Origin of the sequence: Vibrio sp. 10N.222.52.C12 (assembly GCF_041474215.1) — a bacterium.
Lineage (GTDB): Bacteria > Pseudomonadota > Gammaproteobacteria > Enterobacterales > Vibrionaceae > Vibrio > Vibrio crassostreae_C.
Genome location: NZ_JBFRTR010000061.1, coordinates 1 through 24,004 on the forward strand (window position 1 = coordinate 1; position 24,004 = coordinate 24,004).

At 44.8% G+C, this 24,004-nt stretch carries 21 protein-coding genes and 1 pseudogene; 15 read left to right on the forward strand and 7 right to left on the reverse strand.

Annotation, left to right across the window (positions count from 1 at the left end):
• Nucleotides 1-113: 113 nt before the first annotated feature.
• Nucleotides 114-800, reverse strand: coding sequence for a DeoR/GlpR family DNA-binding transcription regulator (locus tag AB4623_RS12225; RefSeq protein ID WP_048662208.1), 687 nt, complete (start codon nucleotides 798-800; stop codon nucleotides 114-116).
• Between the two features lie 735 nt (nucleotides 801-1,535).
• Here AB4623_RS12225 and AB4623_RS12230 point away from each other — a divergent pair.
• The 5 genes from AB4623_RS12230 (at nucleotide 1,536) to AB4623_RS12250 (ending at nucleotide 6,503) form a co-directional block, all read left to right on the forward strand.
• Nucleotides 1,536-2,234, forward strand: coding sequence for an ABC transporter ATP-binding protein (locus AB4623_RS12230; RefSeq protein WP_372115645.1), 699 nt, complete (start codon nucleotides 1,536-1,538; stop codon nucleotides 2,232-2,234).
• An 8-nt stretch (nucleotides 2,235-2,242) separates the two neighbouring features.
• Nucleotides 2,243-4,777: an ABC transporter permease gene (locus tag AB4623_RS12235; RefSeq protein WP_372146494.1), complete on the forward strand. Its 2,535-nt coding sequence runs from the start codon at nucleotides 2,243-2,245 to the stop codon at nucleotides 4,775-4,777.
• 11 nt (nucleotides 4,778-4,788) lie between these two features.
• The gene (locus tag AB4623_RS12240) at nucleotides 4,789-5,910 is read left to right on the forward strand and encodes a lipocalin-like domain-containing protein (RefSeq protein ID WP_372146496.1); all 1,122 of its coding nucleotides are present in this window, start codon (nucleotides 4,789-4,791) and stop codon (nucleotides 5,908-5,910) included.
• 204 nt (nucleotides 5,911-6,114) lie between these two features.
• Nucleotides 6,115-6,324, forward strand: a complete 210-nt coding sequence (locus AB4623_RS12245; RefSeq protein ID WP_048609786.1) for a hypothetical protein — start codon at nucleotides 6,115-6,117, stop codon at nucleotides 6,322-6,324.
• The gene (locus tag AB4623_RS12250; protein ID WP_065583542.1) at nucleotides 6,321-6,503 is read left to right on the forward strand and encodes a hypothetical protein; all 183 of its coding nucleotides are present in this window, start codon (nucleotides 6,321-6,323) and stop codon (nucleotides 6,501-6,503) included. The genes AB4623_RS12245 and AB4623_RS12250 overlap by 4 nt, the downstream gene beginning before the upstream one ends.
• A gap of 100 nt (nucleotides 6,504-6,603) precedes the next feature.
• Here AB4623_RS12250 and AB4623_RS12255 read toward each other — a convergent pair whose 3' ends face one another.
• The gene (locus AB4623_RS12255) at nucleotides 6,604-7,392 is read right to left on the reverse strand and encodes a helix-turn-helix domain-containing protein (protein ID WP_029235520.1); all 789 of its coding nucleotides are present in this window, start codon (nucleotides 7,390-7,392) and stop codon (nucleotides 6,604-6,606) included.
• A gap of 98 nt (nucleotides 7,393-7,490) precedes the next feature.
• On the opposite strand from AB4623_RS12255, the gene AB4623_RS12260 reads away from it, so the two are divergent.
• The 4 genes and pseudogenes from AB4623_RS12260 to AB4623_RS12275 all read left to right on the forward strand — a co-directional run bounded on the left by AB4623_RS12260 (nucleotide 7,491) and on the right by AB4623_RS12275 (nucleotide 10,107).
• Nucleotides 7,491-8,384: a DMT family transporter gene (locus tag AB4623_RS12260; RefSeq protein ID WP_102398405.1), complete on the forward strand. Its 894-nt coding sequence runs from the start codon at nucleotides 7,491-7,493 to the stop codon at nucleotides 8,382-8,384.
• A 48-nt stretch (nucleotides 8,385-8,432) separates the two neighbouring features.
• A pseudogene (locus AB4623_RS12265) lies at nucleotides 8,433-8,687 on the forward strand (peptide ABC transporter substrate-binding protein); the annotation flags it as partial.
• A 406-nt stretch (nucleotides 8,688-9,093) separates the two neighbouring features.
• On the forward strand, nucleotides 9,094-9,597 hold the full coding sequence (locus AB4623_RS12270) for an acyl-CoA thioesterase (RefSeq protein WP_019822926.1): 504 nt from the start codon (nucleotides 9,094-9,096) through the stop codon (nucleotides 9,595-9,597).
• Nucleotides 9,598-9,834: 237 nt separating this feature from the next.
• Entirely contained in the window at nucleotides 9,835-10,107 is a 273-nt protein-coding gene (locus AB4623_RS12275; protein WP_019822928.1) for a hypothetical protein, read from the forward strand.
• A gap of 561 nt (nucleotides 10,108-10,668) precedes the next feature.
• Here the strand turns inward: AB4623_RS12275 and malG are convergent.
• The 3 genes from malG to malE form a co-directional block, all read right to left on the reverse strand.
• The gene (gene malG / locus AB4623_RS12280) at nucleotides 10,669-11,559 is read right to left on the reverse strand and encodes a maltose ABC transporter permease MalG (RefSeq protein ID WP_372146483.1); all 891 of its coding nucleotides are present in this window, start codon (nucleotides 11,557-11,559) and stop codon (nucleotides 10,669-10,671) included.
• A gap of 11 nt (nucleotides 11,560-11,570) precedes the next feature.
• On the reverse strand, nucleotides 11,571-13,142 hold the full coding sequence (gene malF / locus AB4623_RS12285; RefSeq protein ID WP_372146485.1) for a maltose ABC transporter permease MalF: 1,572 nt from the start codon (nucleotides 13,140-13,142) through the stop codon (nucleotides 11,571-11,573).
• A 78-nt stretch (nucleotides 13,143-13,220) separates the two neighbouring features.
• Nucleotides 13,221-14,405 (reverse strand): maltose/maltodextrin ABC transporter substrate-binding protein MalE, encoded by a 1,185-nt coding sequence (gene malE, locus AB4623_RS12290; protein ID WP_048614635.1) that lies wholly within the window; start codon nucleotides 14,403-14,405, stop codon nucleotides 13,221-13,223.
• A gap of 665 nt (nucleotides 14,406-15,070) precedes the next feature.
• On the opposite strand from malE, the gene malK reads away from it, so the two are divergent.
• Entirely contained in the window at nucleotides 15,071-16,183 is a 1,113-nt protein-coding gene (gene malK / locus AB4623_RS12295) for a maltose/maltodextrin ABC transporter ATP-binding protein MalK (protein ID WP_372146487.1), read from the forward strand.
• A gap of 258 nt (nucleotides 16,184-16,441) precedes the next feature.
• Here malK and AB4623_RS12300 read toward each other — a convergent pair whose 3' ends face one another.
• Together AB4623_RS12300 and AB4623_RS12305 are read right to left on the reverse strand one after the other, a co-directional pair.
• Complete coding sequence (locus AB4623_RS12300; RefSeq protein ID WP_010431457.1) at nucleotides 16,442-16,642, reverse strand: hypothetical protein; 201 nt, start codon at nucleotides 16,640-16,642, stop codon at nucleotides 16,442-16,444.
• 208 nt (nucleotides 16,643-16,850) lie between these two features.
• Complete coding sequence (locus tag AB4623_RS12305; protein ID WP_372146489.1) at nucleotides 16,851-18,767, reverse strand: methyl-accepting chemotaxis protein; 1,917 nt, start codon at nucleotides 18,765-18,767, stop codon at nucleotides 16,851-16,853.
• A gap of 456 nt (nucleotides 18,768-19,223) precedes the next feature.
• Here AB4623_RS12305 and AB4623_RS12310 point away from each other — a divergent pair, with 456 nt between their 5' ends.
• From AB4623_RS12310 to AB4623_RS12330, 5 genes are all read left to right on the forward strand, one after another.
• Nucleotides 19,224-20,180 carry a MoxR family ATPase gene (locus tag AB4623_RS12310; protein ID WP_017072421.1) on the forward strand — a complete coding sequence of 319 codons (957 nt, stop codon included), beginning with the start codon at nucleotides 19,224-19,226 and terminating at the stop codon, nucleotides 20,178-20,180.
• Nucleotides 20,181-20,190: 10 nt separating this feature from the next.
• Nucleotides 20,191-21,117: a DUF58 domain-containing protein gene (locus tag AB4623_RS12315; RefSeq protein WP_372146490.1), complete on the forward strand. Its 927-nt coding sequence runs from the start codon at nucleotides 20,191-20,193 to the stop codon at nucleotides 21,115-21,117.
• Nucleotides 21,114-21,599 (forward strand): DUF4381 domain-containing protein, encoded by a 486-nt coding sequence (locus AB4623_RS12320; protein WP_102428541.1) that lies wholly within the window; start codon nucleotides 21,114-21,116, stop codon nucleotides 21,597-21,599. The genes AB4623_RS12315 and AB4623_RS12320 overlap by 4 nt, the downstream gene beginning before the upstream one ends.
• Nucleotides 21,592-22,599 carry a VWA domain-containing protein gene (locus AB4623_RS12325; protein ID WP_017065686.1) on the forward strand — a complete coding sequence of 336 codons (1,008 nt, stop codon included), beginning with the start codon at nucleotides 21,592-21,594 and terminating at the stop codon, nucleotides 22,597-22,599. Before AB4623_RS12320 ends, AB4623_RS12325 begins: the two co-directional genes overlap by 8 nt.
• A partial coding sequence (locus AB4623_RS12330) for a VWA domain-containing protein (protein ID WP_372146492.1) occupies nucleotides 22,592-24,004 on the forward strand: 1,413 nt, incomplete at its 3' end. The genes AB4623_RS12325 and AB4623_RS12330, both read left to right, overlap by 8 nt.

A 24,004-nucleotide genomic window follows, 5' to 3' on the forward strand; every position in this document is an offset into this window, starting at 1 on the left:
ATTATTCCTCTGTGTTTCAGACGAACTTATATTGAGAGTATCATTCATAAGATATCCTTATTTATTAATTAAATTATTTATTTTTATTTTAAAGTTTATTTTGTTTCACGTTATTACAAATCAGTTATTACTACATCTACCGATTCGTTATCACATATTTTAAGAAGACTTCTTTTTTTGTATTTAGATTTATCGGCAATTAGAATAACTTGATCAGATATATCGATAAAACTTCTTTTTATTTGATAGTTATATTCATTTGAATCCCAAACTCCTGAGTCATAATCAAACCCAACGCAGGAAAAGAAGCAGACGTCCAAAGACATATTAGCCAGTGTCTCCACTGCTAGTGGACCATAGAAACTACTGTACTTCTCGGAATAACTGCCACCAGTACAAATTACATTAATATTACTTTTACCTTCAAGGGCAATAACATTCTGAAGAGAATTGGTAATAATAGTGCAACTGATATTTGGAATCTCTCGAGCGAGACACCAACTCGATGAACTTGCGTCTAAACCTATTACCATTTCTTCTTTAATATAATCTAACGCTTTGCTTACCAGTAATTCCTTTTCTTCTATATAGTCCTTAGAACGCGCATGAAAAGAAAGACCTTCATCAATTTCTTGAACACTAATAGCCCCACCATGGACTCTTTTAAGTGCGCCCGATTCATCAAGCTTTTTTAAATCTCGACGAATGGTTTCAACAGAAACATTAAAGGCTTCTGCTATTTCTTCGACGGTTGCACTTCTTTGATCATTTATTAGTTCAACAATTTGTAGGCTTCTCATAATGGTCTCCCGCTTGCTTGATTATTAATTTACCAATGAAAAAATGGCAAAACTGTGACGAAATCGCCATCAAGCCCGTTATTGACCGATTTGTGACTGATATTGTGGACTATTAAACACAAATGCCCGAAACTTATAAAAACAGTCATTCATTAATAAGGAATTATAATTGTTAGAACAGCTTGTAATCACCACTTACATAGATTGAATGATATTGCGAATACTTGCCTATTTAGACCAAAGCGTATAACTCAGGAGAGGGGAGGACACGAAATGTCTGCATAGAGACAGTAATAAGAATCCACCAAGTAAACATGAAACAATGATTAGTTGAACTTGGCTAACTAAAGTGGGTAAAAACAAGAGAATTAATACTCTAAGAAACTTGGGGGCATTAACAAGTTAGAAAAACAGCACTATCCCCCTCCCCCAACACACTTTCATAAAGAAAACCTTTAACACGTTAAACCATGATTTATTGCACTTAAACGTGGTCACGAACCGTCTGACGATAAATTCGAAAGCCTCTGAGGTGACTCTAAGCTCCCACAAACACCTGTATTCCTCCTCACACTGATCTATTTCTCTCTTTTCGCAGTACAAGTTATTAATTATTCGATATAAATCGCTTTCTTTTTCAAATTGTTGTCTACAGTTTTATAGAGCTTGTCGCTTCAGTAATTGCCACAAGTAACGACACCTTTTGATGGTAGGTTTTGGTTATAAGGAAAGGAAATGGAAAGCCCAATTGTCACACTCACACATGCCAGCAAAAGCTTTGTTGATGGTAAAGACACTCATAGCGTGTTGGAAAATGTCGACTTCGCTTTGGCAACAGGGGCAAGCGTGGCTTTGACAGGGGCGAGTGGCAGTGGAAAGAGTACTCTGCTTAACATCATTGCGGGGTTTGAACCTCTATCCGGTGGAGAATTGTGGCTTGATGGCGAGAACACATCAAATTGGAAAGATCCACAATGGAGCCGATTTCGTCATCAAAAATTGGGCGTTATCTTTCAACAGTTCAACTTATTGACCCCACTCAACGTAAAACAAAACATCGCCTTCCCTCTTCATTTAAATCAACAGAAATGGAGCGACTGGTGCGATTATTTAGTTGATGCATTGGGCATCAGTGAGCTACTCGAAAGACACGTATCCGCACTCTCTGGCGGTCAGCAACAACGGGTGGCAATAGCGCGTGCGCTTGCCCATAAACCCAAACTACTGCTTGCCGATGAACCCACAGGCAACCTCGACCACAAAGCAGGCATTGAGGTAATGAAGCTGCTGAGTGAAATCACTACACAAGGCAACACTGCCGTGCTTTTGGTTACGCACAGCCCAGAATGCGCCAGCTTTATGCAGACAAAATTGGTGTTAGATGATGGTTGTTTAAGGAACGCCGATCTAACCCCAAGAGCAGCAGCGTTGTGAGTAATCCAATGAAGCAAACTGGCTTCGCTCAGAACCAGCTCACCCATACCAAACTGACTCTGAATCTATTCGCGGCGCACTATCGTCAATCACCATTGCAAGCCGCAGCGATTCTGATCGGCATTGTGTTAGCGGTCACCTTGTTTGTCGCAGTGCAAGCCATCAACCTCAATGCCAAGCGCAGTTATGCAGAATCGACCGAGCAACTTAGCGCTCAAGCGCAGAACCTTATCATTCCACCAGCAGGGCAAAACTATTTGCCGGAATCGCTCTACTTCAGCTTAAGACAAAGTGGATTAAGCGCAGCGCTACCTGTTATAGAAGGGCGAGTAAGAGACGAGCAAGGTCGACGTTGGTCAGTTCAAGGCAGTGAGTTGATCGCCGCCCTCACTTCAAGATCTCGTCACGCTCGCGTCGACGAACAAAGCAACACTCAAACCAAAGAACCAAACATGTCCCTGTTCTACAATGCCTTACCTTTGCCGCAACTCTTAGCGGGTGAACCCATTGTGATGATGAGCCAGTCGCAACACCAGAACTTGGGAGGAGTAGACACACTCACTTTGGATGAAGTGCTCACTCAAGTGGTAGTGCTACCAGATGAATGGCAGCTAGGTAGCCGAATGTTGATGGATATTGGGTTCGCTCAGCAACTGCTTAACAAGCAAGGGCAACTGAGCTACATCGCTATTTTTGACACTAAGAGCGACACTAAGAGCAATCCTCAGGATAAATGGCAAAGCCTTATTGGCGAGCAAGGACGATGGATTTCCAACAACCAAAGTACGGATCTGGGTTCAATTACCGATAGCTTTCACCTCAATCTCACCGCCATGAGTCTGTTGGCGTTTTTGGTTGGCCTATTCATCGCTTACAATGGTGTGAAGTACAGTTTACTGAAGCGTAATCGGCTATTGGTGCAAATTCAACAAGCCGGCATTGCGCCAAGCATCGTGTTTTCAGCTCTGTTAGTCGAGCTGACTCTTTTAGTCACACTAGGCGCGTCGCTTGGTTTCATTCTCGGCATCCAACTCAGCCATTGGCTGCATCCAACCGTCGCGATAACACTTGAGCAACTTTATGGTGCAACACTGCTTCCCGGTACATGGCAGTGGCAATGGTTAGTGCAGGCACTGCTACTCACGCTGGCCGCAACGCTTGTCGCTTGTTGGCAACACTTTAAACAGCGGGTGCGACAACCCCTCTCTTCCCATGGCGGTTTCTATCAAGCGCCGGAAACGTCTAACGAAAATCAGCTGTTTGTTATCGGGTCAGTATTAACTATTCTCGCGTTAGCAGGTTTATGGATGAGCGAACATCATCGCTTCACCATGGCATGGCTCGGTGTGTTAGTGGTATCGATTCCTTTGTACCTGCCCAAAACGCTAAGCGTGCTAGCGAACTGGAGCGAAAAACGCACCCAATCGGGGTTAATACAATATCTGTTTGCTGAGCTACGTGAACTTATTTCCCCTCTCTCCCTTGCCATGATGGCGTTGCTTCTCGCTGTCACCGCCAATATCGGAATGAATACCTTAGTCGGCAGCTTTGAATCCACGTTAAAGCAATGGCTTGAACAGCGCTTACATGCCGATATTTACGTTAGCCCTGCCCAAGGTGAAATCGCGAATGTCGAACGTGCGTTAGAGCAGTTTGAAAATGTTGAAACCGTTTATAAGCAATATTATGTCGATGATAACTTGCAGGGCTTACCTACTTTGCTCGGCACCAAAGACAAAGACACACTTGAGCAAACCATGGTATTTCAATCCCACCTTGATGATTTCTGGACGCGCTTTTACCAAGGTGAATTCGTGGCGATCAGCGAACCTACGGCAGTGAAGCTCGGCTTGCCGCTTGGAAGCCGACTCAAGCTCGACGCGATCCAAGACAAAGCGCTCATCGTCGGGGCGATTTTCCACGATTACGGCTCACCGAATGGCGAAGTGTTACTTGCACCTAATTTGTGGATCGAAAGCGGATTTACTGACTTACCCACCAGCTTGGGAATCAAAGTCTCTGGCGACCCACAAGTGGTGTACGAACAGTTACGCCAACAACTCAATCTGCACCCAGGTCAGCTTTACAATCAAGCACAGATCAAATCGATCGCTTTAGAGATCTTCTCACAAACTTTTGCCATCACGCGGGCGCTTAATGGCGTCACATTAATGGTGGCGGTGATTGGGTTGTTCTGCGCCTGTTTCATGTTGCTCGATGCACGTAAAGCCGCCATTGCAAGGCTGTATGCACTCGGTGTTAGTCAGAAAAAATTGATGGCAATGGTGGTCGGGCAAATCGTTGTTCTGGTCGCCTTCACTCTGGTTATCGCTTTACCACTCGGCGCTATGGTCGGTTATGTGTTGACGGACATCGTTACCCTACGCGCCTTTGGTTGGAGCTTAAATTACGTATGGAATTGGAGTGATGCACTCAGCATCGCAACCATCACCATTTTAGTGGCAGTGATTGCGACCTTGATTCCACTGTGGCGTTTGGTCAGCAAACCCGTGGTATCCAGTTTACAGAGTGAGGTGTTGTGATGAATCGAACAATGAGAGTTTTCGTTCTCACACTTGGCATCTTGCTCCTTTTAGGGTGCGATGAATCCACTCAACCATCAGCTCAAAATATGGGCTCAATACTTGGCACTGGAAAACAAACCGACGATGAAACACAAAAAGAGACTGATCAATTCACACCGGTAGTTAAAGGTATCGACATCGCCTTCCCTGCCGACCATCAAGCACATCCAGATTTTCGTCATGAATGGTGGTATTTAACCGCAAACTTAATTGATGAAGAAGACAATGTGTTAGGTGTGCAATGGACACAGTTCCGCTTTGCGGCTGCACCACATGAAAGTGGCAATAGCACCAAGGAAACTACGTGGCAAAGTCAGCAGATTTACATGGCGCACAGCGCTGTCACCACTAAAAATAAACACTATGCCGATGAAAAATGGTCACGTGACCAAGCTGAACTGGCGGGTGTAAGCGATTCGCCGTTTCGTGTTTACCTCGATGATTGGCAATGGACGTCGACGACCGATGACCTGTTCCCAGCTACATTGGTCGCTAACTCGGGTCAATTTGGATATTCGCTTAAGTTAACCAACAACGCGCCATATCAAAAGCAAGGCGAACAAGGCTACAGCACTAAAAGTAGCGATGGCAAAGTGGCTTCCTATTACTACAGCCAACCATTCATCAATGTATCGGGCGAGGTAACTATTGATGGCGTCACCCATCAAGTTTCCGGCAAAGGTTGGATAGACAGAGAATGGAGCTCGCAGTTTTTACTCGACTCGCAACAAGGTTGGGATTGGTTTGCGCTAAGGCTGAGTGATGAAACCAGCTTGGTGGTATTTCAACTTCGAAACTCAACAACAGGCAAAGCCAGTTATTCCCATGCGAAGTTGATGAATCAAGATGGCTCCGGCATCACGATTAAGCAGCAAGACATCAGCTTAACCGCCATCAAGCAAACTAAAATCGACGTGAGTGACTACCCAACAAAGTGGCAAGTTTCGATTCCAACTCAACAGATCGAACTGACCGTCTCGGCACTCAATCCAAATGCCAAAATGCCGCTGTCGGTTCCTTATTGGGAAGGGCCAATTGTAATCAAAGGTTCTCATTCTGGGTCTGGCTATATGGAGTTGACTGGGTATTAGATTGTGTATTAATACAGGTGGAATCTAACAACAAATACATCGCGATAACCATCAACTAAAACACTTTCAACCAAAACCTCCACCACGGAGGTTTTTTGTTATTCCATATGTTCTATTTACCTTAACGCCTGTTGAAAAATATCTAATTTAACCAAACACTGGGCTCCCCTAAAATACCAATCAAATGGTTAGAGGAGATAGAACATGCTTAGCTCAGTGCACAATGACGAACTCAACAGATACATCGAGAAACTAGACTTAAACCTTACCAAGGATCAGGTTCGTGAACTTGGTTGGCAGCAAAGTAATGAAGAGGTAGGAAAAGAAAAAACAGTATTAGGCTCGTGGTTTTTCTTTTCTTTCTTTGGCTTATGTACGTCTGCATGTCTTGCGCTGCTAATGTATATCTCATGAAGATAAACAAAACAATGACCACGTATAACCAGCATGGAACCTTCAATTGGTTCGAGGTCGACGGAGAAACGTACATACTGTTCAAAGTGAGCAGCAACAGTGCTCTATTGAACCAACACTATGAGGATGTCACCGAACAACAGAGCGAAATATATGGGCTGTTAGGGGCGATTCCATAAGCTCATACTGCACGTATTCACTTATGGTCTATCTATTCACTTGTGGTCTATCTACGCACTAACTAGCGCAAACATCCGTTCTTTTGGCAACAAGACCGAGCTACAACAAACGGTTCTTATACTGCTCTGGCGTTTGGTTCGCGTAACGTTTGAACATGGTGATAAATGGGCTTGCTTGGTTATAACCCAATGTAAGAGCGACCTCTTTAACCGATTGGCCGTTTCTCAACAAGTCCATTGAGTATAGGTAGCGCACTCGCAGTCGCCACTCGGTAAAGCTCATTCCAAGCTCGGTCTGGCAGTGGCGAGAAAGGGTTCTTTCCGTGGTGTGGACACGTTCAGCCCAATCTTTCAGCGTCACTTCATCGGTTGGGTTCTCTTCAACAGAAGCCAATATAGGCGCTAGATACTTATTATCGGTTGAAGGCAAGAAGTGGTGTTCAACCTCACGCTGCGCAAGTTGGTCAAGCAGTACCTGAACGAGCCTTTGGTCTTGCTCGGTTTCCGCAACATTGATCCCACGATCGCGAAAATCATCGATAATAGAAGACACAATCGGCGTGATCTTTATAAGGCTGGTTTTATCTGGCAGGTGTTGCGTGAGTTCTGGGGCGATATTTAGTGAACAGTAGTCCAAAGGCTTACGGTTATAACTGCAATGCATCACCCCGGCCGGTACCCAAATCGCTAGATGTGGTGGCGCTAGAAATCGAGTGCTTTCCGCTTCCATCTCTAATATACCACCACTGATCAATTGAACCTGTCCCCATGAGTGGCTATGAACTCGGGTTTCAGTGTTCGAAAGAAACGCTTCAAAATTCATAAATACGTTGGATGGTGCCTTATCAATTAATAAGGATGGATGAAGGTTTCTGGAGTGTTTTTTCAAACTTGTCTTCCTATCGCGCTTAATGTCTTTCTAAAGATACTTGTAAGTATAACGACCTGTCAAACTAGCCGCACCAACTCATTCGCCACGGAATTCACATGCATTACCTATTACCATTTTTTACAGTCTGTATCTGGGGCGCCAATGCAATCGTCAACAAGCTTGCTGCAAGCACCATAGAACCTAGCGCAATGAGTTTTTACCGCTGGTTTTTTGCGATGTTAATTCTCACGCCTTTCTGTATTCGCCCAGTGATGAAGCAGTGGGCTGTCATTAAGCCAAACCTATCGAAATTAGCGTTCCTCGGCTTTTTGGGCATGGTGTTGAACCAATCTCTAGGTTACTACGCCGGCTTAACCACAACCGCTTCCAACATGGCATTGATCACGTCTCTAGTCCCGTTGATCAGTGTATTTCTAAGCGTTCCTTTGTTGCACAAGTCCATTTCTAGTTTAAGTATTGTTGGCGGTGTGTTGTCACTGTCAGGCTTAGCTCTGATGTTAGGCAAAGGCGACCCTTTGTTCTTCATGCATCAAGAATTGACTCAAGGCGATGGCTATATGCTGATTGCGGCCTTTGTTTATGCTTCTTACTGTGTGCTATTGAAACGCTGGAAAATGCCCATCAGTAGCTGGGTGGTGATTTACATTCAGGGTCTGTTTGCTGTCGCGATGCTTACGCCACTTTGGCTTACCAGCGAACAACTGTTACCACCGCAACAAGCGATCCCATTGATAGCTTACGCCGCGGTTGCCGCTTCGATTTTAGCGCCTTGGATGTGGGTGAAAGCAATTGACACCATTGGTGCTGACTCAAGTGCGATGTTCATGAATTTGCTTCCGGTTGTTGCGATCGTATTAGCCGCGACATGGCTTGGTGAAGAGATTAACCAGTTCCACATCATTGGTGGTGTGATGGTGATTTCAGGTGTCATCCTTGCTCAAATCAGAAGAAAACCAAGGCTTGAGGCTCCTCTCCCTCAACAAAGCTAAACGCATTACCCAACGCTCACATTAGGGTAAAAATTCAAACTCACGTTTCACACAGCAAATGAGAGTGGCTACTGTAATCCATACTATGATGAGCCCTTACAGCAAGCGAGTAAAACGGAAGATTAGTCTAAACGCTTTACTTTATATCAGCACGATGAGTCGTTACTCAACTATTCTTCAGCAGTTATACCTTTATATCATTACAATCACACACGATTAGTACGAAATACACTAAAAGGCTTCCCAAACAATAATCCGAAAGGAAATATCTACGCGAAGGATCTATACTCTTTAAAACAGTAAAAGTGAGCTGATAAGAAAACAATAATCACTACCACTTTAGTGGTATCTGAGATACAGCCACTTTAACTAAACCAAATCAACAGCGGTTGGTTGGCTAACACAAAAAAGTACCGACATGAGTACCACACGGCTTAGAAACACCTAGCATTACGCTAGGTGTTTTTTTTGCAATCGACCTATCTAGTGACTTAATCAGTATTTCTATTCTCTTGCTTGATATCACTTCATCCATGTTTGCCATTCGCCTGATACGCCTTTAAGCACCAATATTCATCAACTGATCATCTGTTTGAAAAAAATAGTCTTAACCATGAGATTATCCGCTTTAACTTATGTCATCTTAAGTATATTGTTACTAGCAAGTAACAAGCATGTTACGCAGCAAAATAATAATGAAGGAAGATAGATGAGCAGTAGCAATAGCCGACAAGATGGTAAACGAGACGTTACTCTGCGTTTTTTAGCTGAACCCGGGGATGTGAACTTTGGTGGTAAAGTTCATGGTGGTGCAGCAATGAAGTGGATCGATTTAGCAGCCTACGCTTGTTCCGCAGGTTGGAGCGGTAAATACTGTATAACAGCCTATGCAGGCGGAATTCGATTCGTTGCCCCAATTCATGTAGGCAACCTTGTGGAAGTAAGTGCAAAGGTCATTTACACAGGTTCATCTTCAATGCATATCGCTATCGACGTGCAAGCAAGCGACCCTAAAGAGCTCAATAACCGCCTAACAACTCACTGTATCGTTATTATGGTCGCTGTCGATGAGAATGGTAATCCGACTAAAGTGCCAGAGTGGATACCAGAGACGCCAGAAGACATCGAATTACGAGATTCGGCTATTCGCCTAATGAACATGCGAAAACAGATTGGTGAAGAGATGGAAGCTCACGTGAAGTACCTGAAATAAGGTCCACCAGCAGCCCTCCCCCTATAAAACTTTATTACAATGCCAAGCGCCTGCTTGGCATTGATCTATTTGATACCTTCGTGCTCTACACCGCCAAATCCGCTGCACACCCAATACAGACGATAAGAGCGTGATACCCAGCCAAAGGTTGAAATGAATCGGCACTTGTTCACTGATTTATTTTGACTGTAATAAAGTCGTCATTTTGCTCTGATTAAATACCGCCAATCATAATAGATGCATTTGAATTTCTTGGAGCCACTCTTGAGCGTCATACGCCCCACTCTTAGCGAGTCTACACTGAACAATTTAAAGGCTGTTGAGTACCAATGGGTTAGAACTTTGTACGTCGAAGGCTACGACAGCAATGAAATCAACCACTATATCCAAACGTGTTTCGGTGGAGATCCGACATTTGCCGATCTATTTCGTCGCGTGGCACTCGATCAAGAAAGTATCTATGTGTTGTTGCAACACTTAGGTTGTGCTCCTTCTAGTAAAGAGTTCTAACTTCTAAGTCCAACCAAAAACCAGAAGCATAAATAAACCTACCTCCATAATCATCATGAATGTCACTTGAATATTTTGTAACTACCTCTCGCTTACCCATACATTTTCAGTGCAATTTCAGGTTTTGTTGCATACAAATCATTGAAGTATCACGCATTGGAATATTCACAACATATCAATAGTACAACAGCCACTTATACTGAGTGTCTGATTTGTGAGACTAGTTCATTTCTACAAGTAACCAAAATGAAGTGGTCGGTATTTAGGAGAGAAGTAACTCGAAACTTTGGGTTTTAAAGTAGATATGAGCGCGATAGTTAACGAGTAACGCTGACACAAAAAACAAAAAGTAGCAGGCATAAAAAAACCCAAGTAAATACCTGGGTTAGAGTTACAAAAACCACTAATCATTAATAGCGTAAGGAACCTGATTAGTAGCCAGCTATGCGTAACCTGAGGGTTATTTTTATTACTGATCGGCGGCCAAACCAAATGATGTAATAAAAATGCCAATATAGAGCGACCTAACGGTCGCTCTTTTTCTTTCTTATAGAGTACAGCTTATCCTTTTACACCACCTGCCGTCAAACCACCAACTAACCAACGTTGAGCAAGTAAGAACACGATAGTAATCGGAAGTGCTGATAGTACAGCCGCTGCCGCAAAGTCACCCCATAGGTAGTTCTGAGGGTATAGGTACTGCTGCATACCTACTGCTAGCGTGTAAGAGTTCACATCTGTAAGTAGGATAGACGCTACTGGCACCTCACCAACAACACCAATGAAAGATAGGATAAACACAACCGCTAGGATTGGCACAGACAGCGGTAGTAGAACCAGTCTGAATGCTTGCCAAGGCGTTGCACCATCAAGGGCAGCTGCCTCTTCCAGAGAGTTATCAATCGTTTCAAAGTAACCTTTAATCGTCCATACGTGCAGTGCAATACCACCTAGGTAAGAGAAGATTAGACCACCGTGCGTATTCAAGCCTAAGAACGGAATGTATTGACCAAGTTTGTCAAACAGCGCGTAGATTGCTACAAGAGCGAGTACTGCTGGGAACATTTGGAAAATCATCATCGCTTTCAGGATAGTTTCTTTACCTTTGAAGCGCATACGAGCAAATGCGTAAGCCGATGTTGTAGACAGTGCCACAATTAAAATAGAGGTAATACCGGCTACTTTTATTGAGTTCCATAACCAAGTCAGTACTGGAAACGGAGGTGGCGTTACCGAGCCATCAGCGTTCGTCACTGACATACCTAATGCTAGCTTCCAGTGTTCCAAAGATGGGTTATCTGGAATCAAGCTACCGGTTGCAAAGTTACCTTCACGGAATGAGATAGCAATAATCATTAACAGTGGGAAAATAATGAGCGCTAAGAAGCACCACAGCGCAAAATGCGTTGCCCATAGTCGGTATTTAAGGCCTTTACCTTGTACCATAGCCATTGTCGTGCTCCTTAATCTTGAGTCAGTTTAGTGAAACGAAGGTTTAGTAACGCTAGTGCACCAACCAGTAGGAAGATAAGCGTTGCGATAGCACTTGCTAGACCGAAGTCTTGACCGCCGCCGCCTTCGAATGCGATTCGATACGTGTAACTTACAAGCAAGTCTGTGTAACCCGCTGGCTCAGAAGTACCAATCATGTTCGGGCCACCGTTAGTCAATAGTTGAATCATTACAAAGTTGTTGAAGTTAAAGGCAAACGCTGCAATCAATAGCGGTGTAAGCGGTTTAATCATCAATGGGAACGTAATGCGCTTGAAGTTATCAATGAAGTTCGCACCATCAATCGCTGATGCTTCGTACAAGTCTTCAGGAATCGCTTTTAGTAGACCCATACACAGAATCATCATGTAAGGGAAACCTAGCCATGTGTTAACAATCAACACCATGGTTTTTGCAAGAATCGGGTCTGAGAACCAGTTAGGACTTAAACCAAAGATACTCTCAAGCACCATGTTGATCTCACCAAAGCTTTGGTTGAATAGACCCTTAAAGATAAGAATCGAGATAAACGCGGGTACGGCGTAAGGCAGAATCAGTAGAACACGATAAATAGAACGACCTTTCAACTCTTCCCATTGCACGATGTTAGCCAATACAAGGCCGATAACTAGCGTGAACGCTACGGTACATACCGAGAAGATAACCGTCCAAATAAAGATGCTGATAAACGGTTCTTTAATGCCGTCATCTTTCCATACACGCTCAAAGTTATGCGTACCAATGCTAACCACGAAACCTGGAGAGATGGTATTACCCGTAAACTCACCATTTGCATCAACAGGCTGGTAGAAACCCACATCCATATTTGGCTTGAGAACTTCACCCGTTTCATTGTTGATTAACGTTTCTTCATCGTCTTGTAGCGTGTAAAGCGGAGCAACAGAAGCAAACTTACGTAAGCCACTCATGCGGATGTCACCACCGTCAGGTAGATTGAAATCAACACCACTGATTGCTGCTCGGTTTTGAATGATCGCTTTGATCTTCTCTTTTTCACCTTGCGCAGACTCAATAACAGATAGGTCCATCTCTGTTTCTGTCATATTGTCTAGAGAAAATACGTCAGTTGCCAACAGCTGGTCGCCATCTTTCACTACGATCTGGTGACCGTCATCTGTTTTGTACAAAGTAAATGGGTAACTTTCACCGCTTTGGAATGAACGGTCTAAAAGAACGGTTTGAGTACGCTCTAAAGAAAGCTGGTTTTTTGCACTGTAGTTAGTAAACGCAAGCCCTACGGTGTATGCCAATGGGAAAAGAATGAATAAGATCATTCCGGCAATACCTGGGTAAATGTAACGGTGGGCGTAAGTTTTCTTACTGCCAAAAATGTAAAGTGCCAAAGCCGTTAAGATCACCGTAAGCAGCGCAAATGCGAGCTCACCGCGAGAATACATTAAAATTGTAGCGTAGCCGTTAATTAAACCAACACTACCAAGCAACCCCCATTTGATGAAGACGCTTTTACTGCCTGGAAGGCTTGATGGTGCCGGGATCGCATCTGAACCTTGAACTGACTGCATAGAGGAACCTGCTAACGAGATATAAAAATAGAAAAGTAAGGAGAGGTTGCCCCCTCCTTAAAAGGTAATGCTTTATTATTACTTAGTCATACGAGCTTCAGCAGCGTCGAGTGCTTGATCAACAGATTGACGACCGTCAACTACGTTACCAATCGCTTCTTCCATGCTGTACCAGAACGTTGTGAACTGAGGGATGTTAGGCATGATTTCACCGTTCATCGCGTTGTCCATTGTTGCTGCAATACGTGTGTCGCTGTCTAATTGACGTTGGAAAGAGTTAAGAGCAACAGCGCCAAGTGGCTTGTCGTCGTTCAAGGTCTTCATACCTTCATCTGTTAATAGGTAGTTTTCCATGAACTCAACAGCTAGGTCGCGGTTTGGAGAAGCAGTACTGATACCACCTGCCCATACACCAACGAAAGGCTTAGACGCTTTACCGTTAAACTTAGGTAGTGTTGCTACACCGTAGTCTACGCCAGCTTTCTCAATGTTTGCCCAGCCCCAAGGACCGTTGATTGTCATTGCAACGTTACCTGCAACAAACTCAGACTCAGCTACTGAGTAATCCATGTCGGCAGAGATAACTTTGTCTTGTACCATCTTCTCGATGAAACCTAGAGACTTCTGAACACCGTCAGTCGCTACGCCCGCATCTTTAATATCGTAACCTTCAGCAGTTTGTTTGAATGCGTAACCGCCGTCAGCTGCTAGTAGAGGCCATGTGAAGTAAGCTCCGCCACGTAGAGGCCACATGATTGCTTTCTTGCCGTCTTTTTGAAGCTCAGCGTTAAGTGCTGGAATTTCTTCCCAAGACTTAGGTGGGTTAGGAACAAGCGCTTTGTTATAAATTAGAGAAACTGACTCAACAGCAACAGGGTATGCGATTGTTTTACCTTCGTATGAAACAGCGTCCCATGCGAAGTCTACGATACCTTCTTTAGTCTCTTTAGAAGGTTTGATATCAGCAAGAAGACCCGCTTCTGCAAAACCACCAAAACGGTCGTGAGCGTAGAAGATCATGTCTGGGCCATCGCCAGCTGCTGCTACTTGAGAGAATTTCTCTTCTAGTTTATCTGGAAAAGCTACTGTTACTTTAACGCCAGTATCTTCTTCGAAACGTTTACCTACTTCAGCCATTCCTTCATAAGCTTTATCGCCACCAACCCAAATAGTTAGTTGACCTTCTTCGATAGCAGCGTTTGCACCAAATGAACCCAGAGCTACTATTGTACCTAGAGCTACAGCGCTTAGAGCGTTTTTCATGTCAATATCCTTTTTATATTTATACGTAGGGCGCATTCAATTAAGACGAGCCAGTTTTCGGAGGTTATGATCTGAGAAAATCGATGACAGCTCATCATCCTAGCCACTACGCCCTAGCTATTATGGCTTAATTTCGTGATCGTCATCCGGTCAGATTAGAGAGCGAAGTCACAAAGTGTATACTCATCGTGATCCACATCACCGTTACGTGGTGGATTTATTTGAACTGGATCGCCAATTGAGGATAACCCCATTTATCTACTCCTCCCCTCCTACTCCCCCTAGTTAATTTTCCATTAGGAGGATGTACCCTTACGCCATTTCACCGAAACTGCATTCATCCAAGAGTGGATAGTAAGAACCCTTTACCGGCAAGTGTTATGCGTTGACGCATTATTCATTTAGTTGGCTTCACTGCCCGCTGGTGTCTTATATTAGCATCGAGCTAAATCTGTGATTGAATCACGGGGGAGGTTTAGCTGGATGCGGGGGAAATGGGCATCAGTTTGGCTATGACGGGTGGGCTTGGTTAAAGAAGCCAAGTCTCACCCACTTTTTTCTTACTCACTCAATACTTACCAATTCCTACAGTTACTGCTGACCCAAAAATTTCTTATAATGATAAGCAGTAAAACTTAAAATTTGATCGATCGAGGACAAGCTAGATGGCGAGTGTCACGTTAAAAAACGTTTATAAATCATATGGTGATGTACAGATTTCTAAGGATGTAACCTTAGACATCAACGAAGGTGAATTCGTAGTATTCGTTGGACCCTCAGGTTGTGGTAAATCGACGCTATTACGTTGTATCGCAGGTCTAGAAGACATTACGTCTGGTGATTTGTACATTGGCGACCAACGCATGAACGACGTTGAGCCGTCAAAGCGTGGCGTGGGTATGGTATTCCAATCATACGCGCTTTACCCTCACCTTAACCTATACGACAACATGTCTTTCGGTCTTAAGCTAGCAAACGCAAATAAAGCTGAAATCGACAAGCGTGTTGAACATGCAGCAGAAATTCTTCAGCTTGGTCACCTTCTTGAGCGTCAACCTAAAGCATTGTCTGGTGGTCAACGTCAACGTGTTGCGATTGGTCGTACTCTGGTTTCTCAACCAAACGTATTCCTACTTGATGAGCCTTTATCAAACCTAGATGCCGCGCTACGTGTTCAAATGCGTTCGCAAATCACCAAGCTACAGCGTCAACTGGGTTGTACCATGATCTACGTTACCCACGACCAAGTGGAAGCGATGACAATGGCGGATAAGATCGTTGTTCTGGATGGTGGTTATGTATCTCAAGTCGGTAAGCCGCTTGACCTTTACCACTACCCTCAAAACCGTTTCGTTGCTGGCTTTATTGGCTCACCGAAGATGAACTTCATGTCGGTACACATTGAACAAGCTGAAGCAGAACGCGTATTGGTACAACTTTCTAATGGCATGACTTTCTGGATTCCTGTTGACGGGACGACGGTTAATGCTGGCGATCGTATGTCTCTGGGTATTCGCCCTGAACACTTGATGTCTGCTGAATCAGGTGACGCGACGATTGAAGCTGAAGTGATGATGGTCGAGAAACTAGGTAACGAAACACAAGTTTACCTAAACCTCGAAAGTGCTGATGCTGACGTTATTTATCGCCAACCAGACACGTTGACGATTGAGTCTGGTGACAAGTTGGCGATTGGTATTCCAGCGCACCGTTGTCACCTGTTCCACAGCGATGGCCGCGCATGTCGTCGTTTGTACAAAGAATACGGCACAGACTAATCGCTTAGCCTTTTAGGATATAACTTGCCCATATCGAATCCCTCTTACTCAGTAAGGGGGATTTTTTTATGTGCTGGATATTTTTATGTGTTGGATACGAGTTTCACTTACATTGAATAGTTCATGAGTCAGCCACTCGGTCTTTCGCTAGCGGCAATAAAAAAGGTCTAGCAAGCGCTAGACCTTTATCTGTTAGTTAGGCTATGAACCCAACCGCTAATATCACTTCTTTCAGACATGAAACCTGTCTAAATCAACTTAGTGAATTGGCGTATCATTCTGTTTGTTGAACTGGCCAAAATGCTTCTCTAACACTTCAGGAGTCAGTTTGCCTTCCGCTTCTAGTCGCTTGAACTCAGCAACAATTGCTTTTTGCTCTTCAAGTGATGGCAGTTTCACCTCAGGCTCATCGCCCATCTCTTGAGTCATCTGCTCTAGTTCTTTTTCAAAATCGCTCATGATACTTACCTAAATATTAAACCTAACCAGATTTTACTCATTTACGCCCTATGATGCTAGGGCGATTGAGTGCAAAGCCCGAAACCAGATCAAGCGAACGTCAGTTAGAAGAAAACAAGCCCGTAAATAAAAAGAGCTGAATTCACGATGAAATGAATCCAGCTCTTCGTCTATATCCCTTTCTAAGCCATGTTACAGCTTGAAAGAATTAAAGCTTAAATGAACCAACCATCTTATCTAGACGAGACGATAGATCACGAAGCTCTTGGCTCGCTTCAGCAAGTTGCTCAGCCGTGCCCGTTGTCACTTCGTTGATTGCATTAATCTCTTCAATGTTCTGGTTGATGGTGTGAACTACGGTTGATTGCTCTTCCGTTGCCGTTGCCACTTGAGTGTTACGGTCTGTGATATCAACGATACGGTCTGAAATGCCACTCAGCACGTCTACCGCTTCATCCGAAGCCGATACACCTTCAAGGGTAATCACCTTACCCGCACTCATTGCCGTTACCGCATCTTTAGCATCGCTTTGCAGTTGGTTGATCATCTTTTGAATCTCTTCCGTTGAATCTGCGGTACGGCTTGCTAGGTTACGTACTTCATCCGCTACAACCGCAAAACCACGACCTTGCTCACCAGCACGGGCGGCTTCAATTGCAGCGTTTAATGCGAGTAAGTTAGTTTGCTCTGAAATATCACGAATAACACCCAGAATAGAACCGATGTCTTGAGTTGTAGAAGCCAGTTGCTCTACTACCTGACCCGTGCTTTCAATATCTTGCGCCAAACGACTGATCGCGTCTTTTGCTTTGTTCACCACAGAGCGGCCTACTTCCGTATTGCCTGAAGCTTGAGTTGCCGTTTCTGCTGCGGTTGCCGCGTTCGATGCAATCTCGCTGATGGTCATACCCATTTGGTTAATTGCAGCCACCACTTGAAGCGTTTGGTCGCGCTGTTCTTGGCTGTTGTCGTGGGTGATGTGGGCTTTGCTAGAAACACTCTCTGCCGCCACTTGAAGCGCTTGGCTTGTCGAACACACCTCTTTCATCGACTCGTGAATCTTTTCAATGAATCCGTTGAAGCCTTTTGAAAGCTGTGCGATTTCATCGTTGCCTTTCACTTCGATACGCTGTGCAAGGTCACCGTCGCCTTCACCTAAGTCGCCGAAACGCTTAGCCAAAAGCTTGATCGGTTGAGTAATGCTGTTCGCCAGAACTACGCCCATTAGGATAAACACTAATGCCACAACCGCAGTCATGATCAGCATCTTCTGCGCTGTCGCATCTAACTCTGCAAACACTTCACCAGTCGGAACGACACCAATAACAAACCAGTCCATTGAAGACACATACAAGCTCGCCACGAACAGCTCTTGGCCTTGGCTTTCAGTGGTAATCAGGTTAAAACCCGACTTGTTCAGTAGTTGGCTTGCTTGAGGACCGTAAAGTTGTTGAAGTGAAGAGTCACTGCGAGAACGCTCACGGTGAATTTGAACATCACCTTGGCTATCGGTTAAGAATACGAAGCCTGTATTTTCAATCTTAAAGCCATTGAGTAAGTTAACCATGTCATCCATCGATTTTGATAGACCAGACATCGCCAAACCAGAAGGCTGCTGATAGTTAGCAAACATCTTCACTTCGCCATTCGCTTCTTGGAACATGCTCACCATGGTCGGCTGTCCAGATTGCGTAAAGCCAAAGAACCAACCATCTTGTTGTTGGTTTAGCTGACGTAAGAAACCATCTTGATTCCAGTAGTAAGCTGTTTGACGGTTCGCTACCGAGGCATCGTTCAACTGATACTGGTTACGAACATTGTTCAGCTGTTTCACCAGTTTATTTTCTAGTGCGGGATCGCGATCGGTCGATTCGATAGCATCAGAAATAAATTCATTTGAAGCAATTTGCTCCGCCGCTAGTAATAGCTGAGAGACTTCTCGGTCAATTTCACCATTGATTCGCTCTAGCATTCCTGGAAGTTCAATATCGATCAATCGATGACTTAATACATCTCTTGCTTGTTGTTGTGCCATTGCGCCGACAATCACTGTCGATGCAAGAACCGCAAAGGTAATTCCAAGTACAACTTTTTGCTTGATACTCAGAGAGTTAGTTTTAAACATATTTGGACCTTTAAAAAGAATCGCTCGTTATTGGTATACCCTGAACAGGACTTTTTTAGTGCACTCCAACAAGCAATGCACAATCTGAGTGATGTATCGGCCACAACCAATAAAACTAGAGACTTTCTTCTCAAAAAACTGCAAATATGATGTAACAATTAGAAATATTCACCTTGAGCATGAATTAACTAAGCAAATACCGCATTGTCGAGAGTCAATTTTAGTTCTCACCCCCTGAGACCCAACCGAACTCAAACCACTCCCCACCGCCGAGCTTTTGTATATAAAAACCAATTGATATAGTAATAATCACAACCTAACGATGTTTTTAGCTAACCACTTGTAAATATTTCCAATTTTGAAAAAATAAATTACGCAAATGTACTGGAACTTTTTCCTCGAAATCAGTGACCAATACTCAAAATAAAAATCAAATGGATACCCAGAGAGTCCAAAATGCACAAAACAAATTTCGAAGTCCTTCAAAACTATCTAGAGTCTCAAATCATTGGTCAAAAAGAGCTCGTTAAGCAACTGATGATCGCCCTTTTAGCAGATGGTCATATCCTCGTTGAAGGACCTCCCGGCTTAGCAAAAACTCGCGCAGTAAAATCATTGGCTGACTGTGTTGAGGGTGACTTCCACCGTATTCAATTCACTCCCGATCTGTTGCCAGCTGATTTGACGGGTACCGACATTTTTCGCCCTGAGACTGGGGAGTTCACTTTCCAATCAGGCCCGATTTTCAACTCATTGATTCTAGCGGATGAGATCAACCGTGCTCCGGCGAAAGTTCAAGCGGCAATGCTGGAAGCGATGGCAGAAAAACAAGTAACTGCCGGTCGAAAAACCTATGCGCTGCCTGAGCTATTTTTGGTAATGGCAACACAGAACCCAATTGAACAAGAAGGGACTTACCCGCTACCGGAAGCTCAGTTAGACCGATTCTTGCTTCACCTAGAGGTTGAATACCCAGATATGGAAAGCGAGCTTGAGATCTTACGACTCAACCGTGGTGAGGCTCAAGGTAACGAATCAGCTCAGCCACAACAGATATCTCAGCAAACGATCTTTGAAGCGCGCCAAGAAGTGCTCAACATTCACATGGCAGACACCATTGAGCAGTACATCATCAGACTGGTTATGGCGACTCGCCAACCTAAGCAATACAGTGACCAACTTGATCAATGGTTAGACATGGGTGTCAGCCCGCGTGCAACCATTGCGTTAGACCGTTGTGCCCGCGCTCACGCTTGGCTTGCAGGACGAGATTACGTCACGCCACAAGACGTTCAAGCGATGGCATTCCCTGTGTTACGCCACCGTCTACTGCGCAGCTACCACGCACAAGCTGAAGGTGTCACCGCAAACCAAGTGATCGCACACCTTATTTCATTGGTTGGCAGCGCATAGGGATACGCGCATGAATAATCAACTACCCAACCATAGTGACGGCGTCACGTTAAATCTGGATGAGCTGCTGCAATACAAAGCGCAGTCTGTTCGCTGGTTGCCTCCCGCCAAGAGCCTTTGGTCACAGCTTAACGGCCAACACGAGAGCAACCGTAAAGGTCGCGGGATGAATTTCTCTGAAGTTCGTCAATATCAAGCGGGAGATGACATTCGCAGCATTGATTGGCGTGTAACAGCCAGAACGGGCAAAGCGCATACCAAACTTTTCTCTGAAGAACGAGAACAGCCTGTCATTTTATTCTTGGATCTATCAAGCAGTATGATTTTCGGCTCAACCTTGTTGCTGAAATCGGTTCAACTTGCACACTTTGCTAGCCAACTGAGCTGGCTTACTGTGGCTCAAAAAGATCGAATTGGCGCGGTGATCGATACTGGCAAAGAGGTCATTGAGATTAAGCCAAGTGCAAGCAACCATGCTCCACTGCGTATTTTGCAAAAAGTCATAGAAATCAATAATGCAGCGCTGACTCATCACGACAATCATAATGACACAACCTTAGAGCATGGGCTGAAATCTCTGCACCAGCTTTGCCCTAAAGGAAGCGATATTATTATGCTCAGTGACTTTGTGCGTTACCAAGAAAGTGACTACTCACTTATCAGTCAAATTCGCCGACACAACAGAGTACGTCTTGTGCATTTCTACGACCCGCTAGAGCAAGGTGAAACCACCTATAAAGGCTCTAAACAGGTCACCGATGGCAGCAAAACTCAATGGTTTAATTTCTCTTCTAATAAAGAAAAGCAAAAGCTTAACCATGCTTTTTCGCTTAAGAAACAGCAGCTGCAACAGATGGGGTTATCTCTCGCGATACCTTATAGCTCGCTGTCGAGTGCGCAGTCACTCATGAGCCAGATATCAGGAGCTCAGTCATGAAACAGCCCTTAGATTTAAGTCCGGTGATTGCGCCAGACGCCCCGACTTGGTGGCCTTTGGCGTGGGGTTGGTGGGCAGTCATTATCACAGCCATTTTCCTGATTGCCTTGGTGTTTTTCATTCTAAAACGTAGAAAAAACAATCAACAGGCGAAACAAGAAGCGCTGTCTTACTTTAGTAATAGTCAGTCCCAAGATGGCTTGTCTCCGAGCAAAGCACAACGCATCCTTCGTCAAGCAGCACTGAGCTATTTCCCTCGTGAAAAAATTGCAGGTTTGTCTGGTGATGATTGGTTGAAGTTCTTAGATGCGCAATTGGCGAAGCCGTTATTTGTAGCAAAACAATCCCAGTGGCAACAAGCGCTCTATCAAGATGTAGCCCTAATGAACGACGAACAGAAAAAGGCTCAACAGCAATTGGTTAATGATTGCGAAACTTGGCTTCGCAAAGCACTTCCTCCAAAGCGAGGTCGTTATGAGTGATTTTCTAAGCACTATGTTTCTAAGCAGGGACTTGCTAAACATCGAGTTCGTTTGGTGGTGGATGTTCTTCATCGCGCCACTGCCGTTGCTCGTTTACTTGTTCTCACCAAAGTCAGAATCGAGCAATGCCCTAAGGCTTCCATTTCTGCCAGAAGACAGCAATACCAAAACACCGAGCAGTCGCTTACCAAAGGCGTTGTCCGTGATTATCTGGCTTCTGCTGGTTACGGCGAGCGCACGCCCTGTATGGTATGGCGAACCGGTGGAGTTTCAGCCGAAGCATCGTGATTTAATGTTAGTTGTCGACCTCTCCTATTCGATGAGCCAAGAAGACATGCAGTTCAATGGCGAATACATCGACCGCTTGTCGGCGGTGAAACGCGTATTGAGTGACTTTATTGAGCGTCGTAAAGGTGACCGAGTCGGATTGGTACTATTTGCTGATCACGCCTACTTGCAGACCCCGCTTACGCTAGATAGAGATACGCTTTCACAACAGCTCAATCAAGCGGTGTTAAAACTGATTGGTACTCAAACCGCGATTGGTGATGGTATTGGTCTTGCCACCAAAACCTTTGTCGATAGCGATGCGCCCCAACGTGTAATGATTCTACTCAGCGACGGCAGTAATACCGCCGGGGTATTAGACCCATTAGAAGCGGCGGATATTGCAAAGAAATACGACGCAACGATTTACACCGTGGGCGTCGGTGCAGGCGAGATGATGGTCAAAGAGTTCTTCATGACGCGCAAAGTCAATACTGCTCAAGACTTGGATGAACGTACACTAATAGAAATTGCCAAACGCACCGGCGGTCAGTACTTCCGAGCGCGTGACAGCAAAGAGTTAGCGACGATTTACGACACCATTAACCAGTTAGAGCCCGTGACGAACGCCACTAAGATCTGGCGACCGCAACAAGAGTGGTTTGTATGGCCACTGTCGGCGGCAATGTTCTTCGCATTTATGCTGTTAGCCATTAGGAGAAACAATGTCTAACTTTACTTTTATCTACCCATATTGGTTCTTGGCGCTTGCCGTGCTGCCCGCTATTTGGTGGCTGAGCAAGACACAGTCCAAACAAGGATTACTCGCGTCACACATCGCCCGTTACTTGGCGCCAGAATCAAGCAAGCCATCGAAAAATCGCAGTACTTACTTCGGTATTTGGTGGCTGGTCGGCGTTATTGCGTTAGCTGGGCCAAGCTTCGAGAAAAACGAACAACCAAGCTTTGAAAAAACGCAGGCACGAGTTGTGATCATGGACATGTCGATGTCAATGTATGCCACCGATATTAAGCCGAATCGCTTAACTCAAGCGCGATACAAGGCTCTTGATCTGCTTTCATTATGGAAGGAAGGGCTAACAGGCATGGTGGCGTATGCTGGGGATGCTTACACCATTAGCCCGCTAACGTCAGACATCAACACCATCAAAAACCTAGTGCCTAACCTATCGCCAGATATCATGCCTTATCAAGGTGGTGATGCCGCATCAGCCGTTAAGCTTGCGATTGATATGATGACTCGCGCGAAGATCTACCAAGGTGATTTGGTATTGATTGCTGATGACATCGATGACCAAGAGAAGAAGCAGATCGACTCCCTACTCTCTGGCAACGATTGGACATTGTCGATTCTAGCTGTAGGGAGTGAAAACGGTGCGCCAATCTCGTTACCTACGGGGTCGATGCTGCAAAGCGACTCAGGACAAACCGTGGTGGCAAGAACCAACTTGAAGAACATGCGCGAGCTTACACGCCGCTATGGTGGCACGTTCACTGAAGTTCAATTTGATAACTCAGATGTTGAACACATCGCGAGCTACCTCGACCGCGTTGCAACAACATCGGAAGTAACCAAGACCAAGAACTCACTCAACACCAGAGTGAACAACGGTTTCTGGTTACTGCCTTTGCTATTACTTCCGGCACTTGGATTATTCAGGAAAGGGGTTATTTGGTGTGCCTTAGCTGGAGTTATCTCTTTTAGCCAACCAAATACTGCGTTTGCGAACCCGTGGAAAACCAATGATCAAGTAGGCTATCAGCTGTATCAGGACGAGGACTTCCAACAAGCTGCTGAACAGTTCACCCAACAAGAGTGGAAAGGCATTGCTCAATACAAAGCCGGTGATTTCGAAGCCGCAGAGCAGACGCTGCAAGAGCTTTCTAGTGAAGATGCTCGCTACAACCTTGCTAACGCTCAAGCCCAACAAGGTAAGTACGACCAAGCGATCCAAGAGTATCAACGTATTCTTGAAAGCAACCCTGAACATGCTTATGCGAAGAAGAACCTAGAGATTGTCGAACAGGCTCAGAAGCAACAGCAACAGCAACAGCAACAGCAAGGCGATTCTGACTCCAAAGACCAGAATGACCAAAATCAGCAAGGTCAGCAAGGT

Coding starts and splice junctions, on each gene's coding strand:
- AB4623_RS12225 (WP_048662208.1), bottom strand. CDS start 800: ATGAGAAGCCTACAAATTGTTGAACTAATAAATGATCAAAGAAGTGCA.
- AB4623_RS12230 (WP_372115645.1), top strand. CDS start 1,536: ATGGAAAGCCCAATTGTCACACTCACACATGCCAGCAAAAGCTTTGTT.
- AB4623_RS12235 (WP_372146494.1), top strand. CDS start 2,243: ATGAAGCAAACTGGCTTCGCTCAGAACCAGCTCACCCATACCAAACTG.
- AB4623_RS12240 (WP_372146496.1), top strand. CDS start 4,789: ATGAGAGTTTTCGTTCTCACACTTGGCATCTTGCTCCTTTTAGGGTGC.
- AB4623_RS12245 (WP_048609786.1), top strand. CDS start 6,115: ATGCTTAGCTCAGTGCACAATGACGAACTCAACAGATACATCGAGAAA.
- AB4623_RS12250 (WP_065583542.1), top strand. CDS start 6,321: ATGAAGATAAACAAAACAATGACCACGTATAACCAGCATGGAACCTTC.
- AB4623_RS12260 (WP_102398405.1), top strand. CDS start 7,491: ATGCATTACCTATTACCATTTTTTACAGTCTGTATCTGGGGCGCCAAT.
- AB4623_RS12270 (WP_019822926.1), top strand. CDS start 9,094: ATGAGCAGTAGCAATAGCCGACAAGATGGTAAACGAGACGTTACTCTG.
- AB4623_RS12275 (WP_019822928.1), top strand. CDS start 9,835: ATGCATTTGAATTTCTTGGAGCCACTCTTGAGCGTCATACGCCCCACT.
- malG (WP_372146483.1), bottom strand. CDS start 11,559: ATGGCTATGGTACAAGGTAAAGGCCTTAAATACCGACTATGGGCAACG.
- malF (WP_372146485.1), bottom strand. CDS start 13,142: ATGCAGTCAGTTCAAGGTTCAGATGCGATCCCGGCACCATCAAGCCTT.
- malE (WP_048614635.1), bottom strand. CDS start 14,405: ATGAAAAACGCTCTAAGCGCTGTAGCTCTAGGTACAATAGTAGCTCTG.
- malK (WP_372146487.1), top strand. CDS start 15,071: ATGGCGAGTGTCACGTTAAAAAACGTTTATAAATCATATGGTGATGTA.
- AB4623_RS12300 (WP_010431457.1), bottom strand. CDS start 16,642: ATGAGCGATTTTGAAAAAGAACTAGAGCAGATGACTCAAGAGATGGGC.
- AB4623_RS12305 (WP_372146489.1), bottom strand. CDS start 18,767: ATGTTTAAAACTAACTCTCTGAGTATCAAGCAAAAAGTTGTACTTGGA.
- AB4623_RS12310 (WP_017072421.1), top strand. CDS start 19,224: ATGCACAAAACAAATTTCGAAGTCCTTCAAAACTATCTAGAGTCTCAA.
- AB4623_RS12315 (WP_372146490.1), top strand. CDS start 20,191: ATGAATAATCAACTACCCAACCATAGTGACGGCGTCACGTTAAATCTG.
- AB4623_RS12320 (WP_102428541.1), top strand. CDS start 21,114: ATGAAACAGCCCTTAGATTTAAGTCCGGTGATTGCGCCAGACGCCCCG.
- AB4623_RS12325 (WP_017065686.1), top strand. CDS start 21,592: ATGAGTGATTTTCTAAGCACTATGTTTCTAAGCAGGGACTTGCTAAAC.